Raw genomic sequence first — 11751 nt, 5'->3', positions numbered from 1 at the left:
ACCTACGCAACGCCTTGCGCGGTTCGTCAGCCGACGCCCGCATTGAGGAAGATGCCGCCGTCCACGACGAGCGTCTGCCCCGTGATCCAGTCCGACTGGTCGGAGGTGAGGAACGCCGCGGCGCCGCCGATGTCCTCGGGCACACCGAGCCGGCCGAGCGGGTAGGCCGCGGCCGCCTCCTCCTCCCGGCCCTCGTACAGGGCCTGGGCGAACTTGGTCTTGACCACGGCGGGCGCGATGGAGTTGACCCGCACCTTGGGGGCGAACTCGTGCGCCAGCTGCAGCGACAGATTGACCATGGCGGCCTTGCTCATGCCGTACGCACCGATGAACGGTGAGGCCGAGACGCCCGCGACGGAGGCGATATTGACGATCGCCCCGCCGTTCTCGGACTGCCAGGCCTTCCAGGTCTGCTGGGCGAAGCCGAGCGCGGAGATCACATTGGTCTCGTACACCTTGCGCGCCACGTTCAGGTCGAGCTCGGCGATCGGCCCGAACACGGGGTTCGTGCCGGCGTTGTTGATCAGGAAGTCGACCCGTCCGAAGGCCTCCATGGCCCGCGCCACGGCCTCGCCCTGGTGGGCCTCGTCGTGGGCCTTGCCCGCGACACCGATGACCCGGTCGGCCCCGAGCTTCTCGACCGCTTCCTTGAGGGCGTCCTCATTGCGCCCGGTGATGCACACCCGGTCACCGCGGGCGACGAGCGCCTCGGCGATGCCGTATCCGATACCGCGGCTCGCACCCGTGACGAGCGCGGCCTTCCCGCTGTCCTGCACCGTCATGTTCCCAGTCCTTCGCGTCGGTTGAGGGGGCGCGGCAGCGCTAGTTGAGGGGGCCGCCGGCGACGTACATGACCTGGCCGGAGACGAAGCCCGCCGCGTCACCGGTGAAGAAGGCGATGGCGTTGGCGATGTCGTCGGGCCGGCCGACGCGCTGCACCGGGATCTGGGTGGCGGCCGCGGCCTGGAAGTCCTCGAAGCCCATGCCGACGCGGTCCGCGGTGGCCTTGGTCATCTCGGTGACGATGAAGCCGGGGGCGACGGAGTTGGCGGTGACGCCGAACTTGCCGAGCTCCTTGGCGAGGGTCTTGGTGAAGCCCTGCAGACCGGCCTTGGCGGCGGAGTAGTTGACCTGGCCGCGGTTGCCGAGCGCTGAGGAGCTCGACAGGTTCACGATACGGCCGAAGCCCGCGTCCACCATGTGCTTCTGGCAGGCCTTCGACATCAGGAAGGCGCCCCGCAGGTGCACGTTCATGACCGTGTCCCAGTCGGTGGCGCTCATCTTGAAGAGCAGGTTGTCGCGGAGTACGCCCGCGTTGTTGACGAGGATCGTGGGCGCGCCGAGCTCGGTCGCGATCCGCGCGACGGCCGCCTCGACCTGCGCCTCGTCGGAGACGTCGCAGCCGACGGCGATGGCCTTGCCGCCGTTCGCCGTGATCTGCTCCACGGTGTCCTTGCAGGCGGCCTCGTCGAGATCGATGACGGCGACCGCGCGGCCCTCGGCGGCCAGTCGGATCGCGGTGGCCGCGCCAATGCCACGCGCGGCTCCGGTCACGACGGCTACGCGCTGCTCGGTGGTGGACATGCTGGTTCTCCCTCGCCCTTGAAATGCACCCTAGGAATGCGGCTCTCGCGGTCCGGCACCCGGCCGGTGACTCGACCCGGAGGTGAGCGACCGCTTAGTACCTTCAGCAGACGAGACGCTAGAAGCCCTGGCACCCGGTGTCAACGGCCCACTGGGCGGCAGGGCTTCATCTTGGCGCCGATTGCCCTGCCGTGCGTACGAGCAGGGGCTTCCTTGTGTCCGTGGCGACAGGTGCGGCAGCGCGGTGGTCAGCGCACGAGGAGGTCGAGCAGGCGCTCCACTTCCGCCTCAGGGTCGGCGGTCAGACCGGTGTGCACGGGGCCGGGCTGTACGACGGTGGAGCGCGGGGCGATCAGCCACCTGAACCGGCGCCCGGCGTCGTCGCGGGCGGCCTGGCCCGCGTCGTCACCGCCGCGGCAGATGCCCTCGACGGCCCGCAGCGCCGCGCATACGCCCGTGACGTCCGCGCCCGGGTCCAGCGCCCTCAGCTTGCCCTCGTCGAGGTGGGTGCGGGCCGCCACGAACGACTTGGCGCGGCAGTACACCACCACGCCCGCGTTGAACTGCTCGCCGCGCTCCATCCGCGGCACGACGCGCAGCAGCGCGTACTCGAAGACATCGCGCCCGGCGCACACATCGCGCGCTTCACGCACATCACGACCGTCGCGCTCGCTCACTCGCCCGCGCCCTTCTTGCTCTTGGTGGGGTGGGGCCAGGGAGTGGCGTGCTCGGTGAGCCAGCCCGGTGCGTTGGACGCCTTGCGCTCGGCGCGCGGGCCGAGGGTGACGCGCTCGGCAAGCCCCTGCACGCGCGCGTGGAGCACCTCGACATACGCGCGGCGCAGTGCGTCGGGGCTGTCGAAGCCGGGCTCGTCGACCAGCCACTCGTCGGGTACGTCGGCGGCCACCTCGGTCAGCAGTTCCTCGGTGACGCGCGGGGCGAGCTCGGCTGCGGCTGCGGCGACATCGGGCCCGAACGGCGCGAGAGCGTGGTCGGAGGCGTCGTAGGGCTTGGCCGCCGACTTCTGCGCGGTGGGCCAGTTGTGGTGCCAGATCATGCTGGCGCCGTGGTCGATGAGCCACAGGTCGCCGTGCCAGACCAGCATGTTGGGGTTGCGCCAGGACCGGTCGACGTTGTTGATCAGCGCGTCGAGCCAGACCACACGGCCCGCCTCTTCCGCACTCACCTCGTACGCCAGCGGGTCGAAGCCGAGGGAGCCCGGCAGATAGTCCATGCCGAGGTTGAGGCCGCCGCTGGCCTTGAGGAGCTCCTGCACCTCCTGGTCGGGCTCGGACAGACCGATCACCGGGTCGAGCTGGATCTGCACCAGGTCGGGCACCCTCAGGCCGAGCCGGCGCGCGAGCTGCCCGCAGACGACCTCCGCCACCAGGGTCTTGCGGCCCTGTCCGGCGCCGGTGAACTTCATGACGTACGTACCGAGATCGTCGGCCTCGACGATCCCGGGGAGCGAGCCGCCCTCACGCAAGGGCGTGACGTAGCGAGTCGCTGTGACTTCGGTGAGCATGGGCCCACATTACTGTCGGGACTCGGGGTGTCCGACCGGATTCTTCCCTGTCAGAGTGCCCGCCATGGACACACCGGACTTCCCTCTCCAGTTCACCCGCACCCACCGTTTCACGCTCGGGGCGCCCCGCTCCTGCACCGTCTCCCAGGACGGCGAGCGGGTGCTGTTCCTGCGCTCCACCGGCGGCGAGGACCCGGTGAACAGACTCTGGGTGTACGAGGGCGGCGCCGAGCGGATCGTCGCCGATGCCGCGGTCCTGAACCGGGGCGGCACGGTTCCCGAGGCCGAGCGGGTCCGGCGGGAGCGGGCGCGGGAGTCGGCCGAGGGTGTGGTGGCGTACGCGACCGACCGGCACGCGCGCGTGGTGGCGTTTTCGCTCGGCGGCGCCTTGTGGGTGGTCACGACGGACGGCGGCATTCCGCAGCGGATTCCGACGGCGGGCCCCGCCTTCGACCCGCGCCCCTCACCGGACGGCTCCGTGATCGCGTACGTCGCCCACGGCTCCCTGCGCGTCGTGGGCGCCGACGGAACGGACGACCGGCTGCTCGCGGCTCCCGAGGACGCGGCGGTGACCTATGGCCTCGCCGACCATACGGCCGCCGAGTCGATCGGCCGGCACCGCGGCTACTGGTGGGCCCCGGACGGCTCGGCCGTACTCGCCGCCCGCGTCGACCTCTCCCCCGTCACCCGCTGGTATCTGGCCGACCCCGCCCACCCCGGGCGGCCGCCACGGCCCATCCGGTATCCCGCCACAGGCACCGCCAACGCCCGCACGAGCCTGCACATCCTGGGCCTGGACGGCGAGCGGGTGGACATACGCCTCCCCAAGGCGGCGGATCCGGAGCACCATCCGGCGGGCGAGTGGACGGACACCGCCTTCGAGTACGTCACCAGCGTCTCCTGGGACGCGCACGGACCGCTCGTCTGCGTGCAGAGCCGCGACCAGCGCACGGAGTACACCTGCGCCGTCGACCCCGAGACGGGCGCCACCGAACTCCTGCGCCGGCGCCGGGACCCGGCGTGGGTGGGCACCCTGCCCGGTACGCCCGCGCGCACCGGATCCGGCACCCATGTGCACCCCTGGGCCGTGGACGACACCAACGGCCTCAAGATCGGCGACATGTGCACGCCGCCCGGCCTCGAAGTGCGCGCGGTTCTGGGCACCTCGGGCGAACAGGTCCTCTTCACGGCGAGCGAGGAGCCGACGGAGATCCATGTGTGGTCGTACGCACCCGGCCACGGCTTCACACGGATCAGCGAGGAGCCGGGCACACACACCGCCGCCCTGGGCGGCCCCACGCTGGTCCTGCAGAGCAGCACGCATGACGGCGAGGTGGTGCGGGTGCTGCGCGGCGACGGTGACGCCGACTGCGACTGCGACTGCGGTGGTGGCGGTCTCGACGGTTTCGGCGGTCTCGGCGGTGGCAAGGAGCTGGGGCGCATCGACGTCCTGACCCACCGGCCTCTGGTGCGTCCCGCGCCCGCCCATCTGCGCCTGGGCAAGCGCGAGTTGCGCAGCCTGCTGTATCTGCCGACCGGGCACAAGCCGGGCGCCGGGCCGCTGCCGGTCCTGGTCAACCCGTACGCGGGACCCGCCCTGCAGCTCGCGCTCCGGGCCAGGACTTGGCATGCGACGGTTTCGCAGTGGTTCGCCGACCAGGGCTTCGCGGTCCTGGTGACCGACGGGCGCGGCACTCCGGGGCGCGGCCGTGCTTGGGAACGGGCCATCCACGGCGACCAGTTGACCCCCGTGCTCGACGACCAGGTGACCGCGCTGCACGCCGCCGCCGAGCAGTACGGAGACCTCGATCTGGACCGGGTCGCGATCCGCGGCTGGTCGTTCGGCGGCTATCTCGCGGCGGGCGCGGTCCTGCTCAGGCCCGAGGTCTTCCACGCGGCGTCCGCGGGAGCGGCGGTGGCCGATCTGCGCCTTTACGACACGTACGGCAAGGAACGCTTCCTGGGCCACCCCGAGGTACGCCCCGACATCTACGACGACGGCTCCCCCATCACCCACGCCCACCGCCTCACCCGCCCGCTGCTCCTGATGCACGGCCTCGCGGACGACAACGTGGTGGTCGCGCACATGCTGCGCTTCTCCGCCGCACTGCTGAGCGCAGGGCGGCCACACAGTGTCCTGCCGCTGGCCGACGCTTCACATCGCGCCGGCGGCGAAGGGCTTGCCGACACGCTGTTGCGCCATGAGCTCGACTTCCTTAAGAAGTCATTGGAACGTTGAACGACACCGCGCGGTACCGCGTACGTACGAGTGGAGATCCGTACACGGCGCGAGAGCCGTACACGCTGCACACACCCTCACGATGCGGGAGGACGGCATGGCCGTTGCACAGGAGTCCGTTCCGAACGAACCGTCCCGGCGCGTCTTCGTCGCCGCCGCGGGCGCGGCGGGGCTCGCCGCGGCCCTGACGGCGTGCGGCGGATCAGACGACTCCGGTTCGGAAGGCGGCACTTCGGGCGGCGCCACGGGCGGTGGTGACACCGGCGATGCGGACGGTGGCTCGCTCGGCAGCACGGCGGACATCCCCAAGGGCGGCGGCAAGGTGTTCAAGGACCAGGGCGTGGTGGTCACCCAGCCGTCGGAGGGGCAGTTCAAGGCGTTCTCGTCGACCTGCACACACCGCGGCTGCCCCTTGAAGGAGGTGTCGGGCGGCACCATCAACTGCACCTGTCACGGCAGCAAGTTCGACCCGTCGGACGGCAGCGTGAAGAAGGGCCCGGCAACCAAGCCGCTGCCCGCCACGAAGATCACGGTGTCGGGCGACGAGATCAAACTGGCCTGAGGCACGCAAGCGTCCAAGGGCCGGCCTGAGACGTGAGCGCATCCAAGGGCCGGCCTGAGACGTGAGCGCATCCAAGGGCCGGCTTGAGGCACGAACGCATCCAAGGGCCGGTCCGAGACGCGAACGCGCCCGCGGCCTGAACCCACCCCCGCCCCCTTGGCCCACCCCCGCCTCAGGCCCTGCGGGGGTGCTTCCAGGCCGCGAGGATCTCGTCGGTCGCGCTGACCGTGGCCACCAGGGCGAGGGTGTTGCGGATCATCGCGGGGGTGTAGTCGGACGGCACTCCCGCGATGGCGTCCGACGCCACGACGGCCGTATAGCCCAGATTCACCGCGTCGAACACGGTGTTGGGTATGGCGACATTGGCCGAGACGCCGGTGACGACGAGGGTGCGGCAGCCCAGGTTCCGCAGGAGCGGGTCGACATCCGTGCCCGCGATCGGCGAGAGGCCGTGCAGCCTGCGCACGACAAGGTCCTCCTCGGCCACCTCGATGGGCGGCGCGACCCGGACGGCCCGGGTGCCGGACAGCTGCTGCACGGGAAGGCGTTCGGCAGCGCGGAAGAGCCGGGCGTTACGACCCGCTCCCCGGCCGTCGGGCCGCCGCTCCGCCACCGCGTGGATCACCTGCACGGAAGCGGCGTGCGCGGCGGAGACAAGCCGGGCCACATTGCCGAGCGCCCCCGACTCCCGCATCTCCTGGGCGAGTTCGGGCAGGGCGCTCTCCGTGCCGATGACGCCCTGCTGGCACTCGACCGTGAGCAGGGCGGTGGTGGCGGGATCGAGAAGTTCGGCGAGCTGTTCGCTGGACGGCATGAGGCTCCCCCTGTCGCTGTTGCTTTCGCCGGCCGCGGCTGCTTTCACCGGCCGTGGGTTCGCCGGAGGGTAGCCCCCATTGCGTACCGGCGGAAGACACTCCATGCTGGCGCCATACTTTTTCTGACACATAGTCAGTTACGTTGACGGGGCGGGCCCATCGAGTCATCCGAGGCCGGTTCCGGGACACGGATTCGGAGGACGCATGGCCGTCACACAGCGCAGGGGCCGCAAGATCATGATGCCGCCGGACGAGCTCGACGCGTTCCTCGGCGAGCAGCGCACCTGCCGGGTCGCAACCGTATCGGCGGACGGTGCCCCGCATGTCAGCACCCTCTGGTTCGCCTGGGACGGCACCTCTCTGTGGCTGTACTCCATCACGCGCAGCAAGCGCTGGGCCGATCTGCGCCGTGACCCGCGGATCGCCGTGGTCGTGGACGACGGCGAGGACTACGGCGAGCTGCGCGGGGCCGAGCTCTCCGGCTCCGTGGAGTTCGTCGGCGAGGCACCGCGCACCGGTGAGCCGCACCCCGAACTCGACGCGATCGAGCGGCTGTTCGCGCGCAAGAACTTCGGGATCGACTCCATGCCGCACGACGGCCGGCACGCCTGGATGCGGCTCACCCCGGAGGCGATCGCCTCCTGGGACTTCCGGAAACTGGCGACGCTGGGGTAGGCGGCACGAGGCGGAACGGGCAGGTCCCGCCGGGGGGCGGAGCGAGCAGGTCCCCGCCGAGCAAGGATCCGGCCCCGCCGACCGGGGCGGGCCACCGGAAGGAACACGCGCCCTCACCCCTCAGGCGACCGCCTCGCCCGCCGCCTGCAGCGCCGCGACCGCCGCCCTGATCGACGGCCTGCGATCGGCGTCCGCGCGCCACACCGCGTACACATGACGCCGCACTCCCTGGCGCACGGGGAGCACACGCACACCCTCGGGCAGGCTGCCGCGGCCCAGGCGCGGCGTGATGCACACGCCGAGTCCCGCGGCCACGAAGGCGAGTTGGGTGTGGTGCTCCTCGGCGTAGTGACACACGCGCGGCTCGATGTCCTTGGCCCGCAGTGTGTAGAGCAGCCAGTCCGAGCAGTAGGCACCGGTGGGCCAGCAGATCCAGTCGTCCTCGGCGAGCTCCTCGAGGTCGATCTCCGCGCGCGCGGCGAGCGGATGGTCCGCGGGCACCACCACATCGGCCGGGTCGTCGAGGAGAGAGGCCTTGGCGAGGCCCTCGGGCACCGGCAACGGCTTGTTGTACCAGTCGAGGACGACCGCGAGGTCGAGGTCGCCGCGGACCACCGCGGCCGCTCCCACCTCGGGCTCCATCTCCTGCGAGCGCACCCGAAGGCCCGGGTGGTCGGCGCGCAGCGCCGCGAGCGCCGCCGGAAACAGTCCCCGCGCGGCCGTCGGGAACCCGGCGATCCGCAGCTCGCCGACGGCCCGGCCGCGCTGCGCCTCCAGATCGGACTGGGCCAGCTCCACCTGCGAGAGGATCCGCCCCGCGTGCTCGGCGAGCAGGTGCCCGGCGTCCGTCAGGCGCACTCCCCTGCCGTTCTTGGCCAGGAGCTGCTGGCCCACTTCGCGCTCCAGCTTGGTCATCTGCTGGGACACCGCGGACGTCGTCACGTGCAGACCGGCGGCGGCCTTGCTCACCGAGCCGTGCCGGGCCAGGGCATCCAGGGTCCGCAGGCGCTCCAGGTTCAACATGTAAGCAATGCTACGCGATTGGCCGGACAGAATCTCGATTGTGCTACGAGATTCCTTGCTCCAGGGTGAGACCCATGGCCTCCGTCACCCCGTCCCGCACGTCGCGTACACCGCGTACCACCTGCGTCACCACCTCTCCCTCCCCCTCCGCACCGGAGGCCGCGGCCGCTCCCGCGCCCCGGCCCACCGTCGACTGGCGGATCCGCTTCGCCGCCCTCTCGCTGATCTGGGGCTTCAGCTTCCTGCTCATCAAGGTCGGTACGCAGGGGTACGCGCCGTTCCAAGTCACCTTCGGACGGCTCCTGTTCGGCACCGCGGTACTCGGCATCGCGCTCGCCTGGAAGCGCGAGCGGCTGCCGCGGGGCCTGCGCACGTGGGGCCATCTCGCGGTGGCGGCCTTCCTGCTCAACGCCCTGCCGTTCTCCCTGTTCGCCTACGCCGAGCTCACGATTCCGTCCACGCTCGCGGGCATCTGCAACGCCACCTCACCCCTGTGGGGCATGGCGCTCTCACTCGTGGCGCTGTCCGAGGACCGGCCGACCCGGCGGCGCGTCGCGGGCCTTGGCCTCGGCTTCCTCGGGGTGCTCACGGTGCTCGGCGCCTGGCAGGGCTTCCACGGCCTGGACTTCGGGGGTACGGCGATGGCACTGCTCGCCTCCCTCAGCTACCCGGTCGGCTGGATCTACGTGCGCCGCACCCTGGCCGGAAGTTCGCACTCGCACCTCTCCCTGACCGGCGCCCAGCTGCTTCTCGCCACGGTCCAACTGGCCGTCATGACACCGCTGTTCACCTCACTGCCAACCCGGCTCGCGGTCCTGCCGCTGCTCGCCGTCGTGGCCCTCGGCGCGCTCGGCACCGGGCTCGCCGTGCTGCTGCAGTACGGCCTGGTGGCGGAGGTGGGCCCGACGACGGCTCAGATGGTCACGTACTTCATCCCGGTGATCGCCACCGCCGCGGGCGTCGCCCTGCTCGGTGAACGGCTCGCCTGGTCGACTCCTGTGGGCGCCTTGATCGTGATCGCGGGGGCGGCACTGACCCAGGCCAGAACACGGCGCTGAGTCCGTGTCCGCCAGGGCCCCGGGCCGGAGTCGAGCCATCGCCCCTCTCCTCGTCTCCGCCGAAGCACCGCCCCTACCCGTCTCCGCCGAAGCACCGCCCCGCCTCTCCCCCCAGCCCGTCTCACCCGAAGCGGCGGACCGTTTCGCCCCCCGCCGCGGCCGCCACCGCGTCGGCCACCGTCTCGATCTCGGCGGCCGCGAGGGGCGAAACGGTGATGCGCAGCCCGGGTGCCGCACTCATCCGGAAGCGCGCCCCGGGCGCGACCGCCCAGCCCGCGTGCAGGAGCCGGGCGACGGCGCCCGTCTCGTCCGCGACCGGAACCCAGACGTTCATACCGCTGCGGCCGTGCGCGGTCACCCCGCGCCGGGCGAGCGCCCCGATGAGTGCGTCCCGCCGCTCTCCGTACGAACCGGCCACCACGCGCGCGTCCACTGCCTTTTCCGACCACAGCCCGACCACCGCGTACTGCAGCAGCCTGCTGACCCAGCCGGGGCCGAGCCGCTGCCGTCCGCTCACCCGGTCGACGGTCACGGCGTCCCCGGTGAGCACGGCCAGGCGCAGGTCGGGGCCGTACGCCTTCGCGATCGAACGCACCACGGCCCAGCGGTCGGTGGCGCCGGCGAGCGGGTGCAGCGGCAGATCGACGATGCGGTGTCCGTGGTCGTCCTCGATGAGCAGCACCTCGGGGTGCGCGGCCAGCACCGAACGCAGGGCACGCGCGCGTGCCGCACTCACCGCGGCGCCGGTGGGGTTCTGGGCGCGATCGGTGACGACGATGGCCCTGGCCCCCTCCCGCAGCGCGCGCTCCACGTCGTCGGGCAGCGGCCCCTCGTCGTCGACGCCCACCGGGACGCCGCGCAGGCCGAGCGCCGGGATCAGATCAAGGAGACTGCCCCAGCCCGGGTCCTCCAGGGCGACGGCGTCGCCCGGCTTGAGATGCGCGGCGAGCACGCGCTCGATGGCGTCCAGGGATCCGGAGGCCACGGCGACGGGCCCGGCCGGCACTCCGTCCGCGTCGAAGTCCGCTCGCGCCATGCGCGCCAACTCCGGCTCCACCGCGGCGTCCCCGTAGAGCACGGGGTCCCGGTCGCAGCGTTCACCGGCCGCGCCGAGCACTCCGGCGAGCGAGGGCAGCAGCGCCGGGTCCGGATTGCCCGTCGACACATCCCGTACCCCTTCGGGCACCTCGACCCGGATCGCGTCCCGCGCGGTGATCGCGGGTCTGGCCCGCACCCGGCTGCCCCGGCGGCCCGCCGTCTCGATGACCCCGCGCTCACGCAGGGTGCGGTAGGCGGCCGCGACGGTATTGGGATTGACGCCGAGATCTGCCGCCAACTCCCGCATGGGAGGCAGCAGTTGGCCCGGTGCGAGCTCTCCGCCCGCCACTCCGCGCTCGACGCAGGCGGCAATCTCGGCTGCGCGCCGACCCGTGATCCGATACTCTCCTAGCACAAAGCCAAGTATGCACTAGTGCAATCAATTACGCAATGGAGTACGCCATGACCGTGACGTCGGCCGCCGCCACCGGTTACACGCCCACCGACCGGACCGTCCCCACCCGGGCCAAGGAGCGCGCTTCGTACGACCGCGAGCTGGTCCACTCGATACTCGACGAGGCCTATGTCTGCCATCTCGGCTTCGTCCGTGACGGGGCGCCCGTCGTCCTGCCCACGCTGTACGGCCGGGTCGGCGACCGCCTCTATGTGCACGGTTCCACCGGCTCCCGGCCGCTGCGCGCCGCGGGCAAGCCGGACCCGGGCCTGCAGGTGTGCCTGACGGTCACGCATGTCGACGGCCTGGTCCTGGCCAGGTCCGCGTTCCACCACTCGCTCAACTACCGCTCGGTGGTGGTCCACGGCACCGCCCAGCAGGTCACCGACCCCCAGGAGAAGCGCGAGGCCCTGGACGCCCTGGTCGACCACGTGGTGCCGGGCCGCTCGTACGACTCACGCCCGGCCAACACCAAGGAGCTGGCCGCCACCGCAGTCCTCAGCCTCGACCTGAACGAAGTCTCCGCGAAGGTGCGGACCGGCGGCCCCAACGACGACCCCGAGGACCAGGGCCTGCCCCACTGGACCGGCGTCATCCCGCTCACCTCCGCGTACGGCGCCCCGGTCCCGGCCGACGACCTGGCCCCGGGCATCGAACTGCCGGACTACCTGCGGGCTTTGTGACGACGGGCTGCCGGACTGCCGGACTGCCGGGCCTCCGGACCGCCAGCCCGCCGGACCCGCCGGACCGTGTAACACCGGCCGCCTCACCGGGCACG

Annotated in this window: 12 protein-coding genes; 5 read left to right on the top strand and 7 right to left on the bottom strand. The window is 71.8% G+C overall.

All coding sequences use genetic code 11. The annotated features are described in order from the left end of the window. Window positions 1–26 precede the first annotated feature (26 nt). The 4 genes from ACFQVC_RS40870 to ACFQVC_RS40855 all read right to left on the bottom strand — a co-directional run bounded on the left by ACFQVC_RS40870 (window position 27) and on the right by ACFQVC_RS40855 (window position 3109). The gene (locus tag ACFQVC_RS40870; RefSeq protein ID WP_381841287.1) at window positions 27–782 is read right to left on the bottom strand and encodes an SDR family oxidoreductase; all 756 of its coding nucleotides are present in this window, start codon (window positions 780–782) and stop codon (window positions 27–29) included. Window positions 783–822: 40 nt separating this feature from the next. Continuing rightward, on the bottom strand, window positions 823–1584 hold the full coding sequence (gene fabG / locus ACFQVC_RS40865) for a 3-oxoacyl-ACP reductase FabG (RefSeq protein WP_381841284.1): 762 nt from the start codon (window positions 1582–1584) through the stop codon (window positions 823–825). Between the two features lie 248 nt (window positions 1585–1832). Then, complete coding sequence (locus ACFQVC_RS40860; protein ID WP_381841358.1) at window positions 1833–2219, bottom strand: DUF3037 domain-containing protein; 387 nt, start codon at window positions 2217–2219, stop codon at window positions 1833–1835. A gap of 38 nt (window positions 2220–2257) precedes the next feature. Further along, complete coding sequence (locus ACFQVC_RS40855; RefSeq protein WP_381841282.1) at window positions 2258–3109, bottom strand: HipA family kinase; 852 nt, start codon at window positions 3107–3109, stop codon at window positions 2258–2260. 64 nt (window positions 3110–3173) lie between these two features. On the opposite strand from ACFQVC_RS40855, the gene ACFQVC_RS40850 reads away from it, so the two are divergent. Beyond that, on the top strand, window positions 3174–5348 hold the full coding sequence (locus ACFQVC_RS40850; RefSeq protein ID WP_381841279.1) for a prolyl oligopeptidase family serine peptidase: 2175 nt from the start codon (window positions 3174–3176) through the stop codon (window positions 5346–5348). Between the two features lie 97 nt (window positions 5349–5445). After that, on the top strand, window positions 5446–5910 hold the full coding sequence (locus tag ACFQVC_RS40845; RefSeq protein ID WP_381841276.1) for a Rieske (2Fe-2S) protein: 465 nt from the start codon (window positions 5446–5448) through the stop codon (window positions 5908–5910). A 172-nt stretch (window positions 5911–6082) separates the two neighbouring features. On the opposite strand, the gene ACFQVC_RS40840 is transcribed toward ACFQVC_RS40845, so the two are convergent. Next, window positions 6083–6724 (bottom strand): cysteine hydrolase family protein, encoded by a 642-nt coding sequence (locus tag ACFQVC_RS40840; RefSeq protein WP_381841273.1) that lies wholly within the window; start codon window positions 6722–6724, stop codon window positions 6083–6085. A gap of 205 nt (window positions 6725–6929) precedes the next feature. On the opposite strand from ACFQVC_RS40840, the gene ACFQVC_RS40835 reads away from it, so the two are divergent. Beyond that, window positions 6930–7400 carry a pyridoxamine 5'-phosphate oxidase family protein gene (locus tag ACFQVC_RS40835; RefSeq protein ID WP_381841270.1) on the top strand — a complete coding sequence of 157 codons (471 nt, stop codon included), beginning with the start codon at window positions 6930–6932 and terminating at the stop codon, window positions 7398–7400. Between the two features lie 120 nt (window positions 7401–7520). Here the strand turns inward: ACFQVC_RS40835 and ACFQVC_RS40830 are convergent, their stop codons facing one another. Then, window positions 7521–8423, bottom strand: coding sequence for a LysR family transcriptional regulator (locus tag ACFQVC_RS40830; protein ID WP_381841268.1), 903 nt, complete (start codon window positions 8421–8423; stop codon window positions 7521–7523). Between the two features lie 74 nt (window positions 8424–8497). Between ACFQVC_RS40830 and ACFQVC_RS40825 the strand changes: the two genes are divergently transcribed. Then, window positions 8498–9481 carry a DMT family transporter gene (locus ACFQVC_RS40825; RefSeq protein WP_381841265.1) on the top strand — a complete coding sequence of 328 codons (984 nt, stop codon included), beginning with the start codon at window positions 8498–8500 and terminating at the stop codon, window positions 9479–9481. A gap of 121 nt (window positions 9482–9602) precedes the next feature. Here the strand turns inward: ACFQVC_RS40825 and ACFQVC_RS40820 are convergent, their stop codons facing one another. Beyond that, on the bottom strand, window positions 9603–10934 hold the full coding sequence (locus tag ACFQVC_RS40820; RefSeq protein ID WP_381841262.1) for an aminotransferase class I/II-fold pyridoxal phosphate-dependent enzyme: 1332 nt from the start codon (window positions 10932–10934) through the stop codon (window positions 9603–9605). A gap of 35 nt (window positions 10935–10969) precedes the next feature. Here ACFQVC_RS40820 and ACFQVC_RS40815 point away from each other — a divergent pair, with 35 nt between their 5' ends. Further along, on the top strand, window positions 10970–11656 hold the full coding sequence (locus ACFQVC_RS40815) for a pyridoxamine 5'-phosphate oxidase family protein (RefSeq protein WP_381841259.1): 687 nt from the start codon (window positions 10970–10972) through the stop codon (window positions 11654–11656). Window positions 11657–11751: the final 95 nt, after the last annotated feature.

Origin of the sequence: Streptomyces monticola (assembly GCF_042665355.1) — a bacterium.
Lineage (GTDB): Bacteria > Actinomycetota > Actinomycetes > Streptomycetales > Streptomycetaceae > Streptomyces > Streptomyces monticola.
This window is presented reverse-complemented; position numbering and strand designations above follow the sequence as displayed.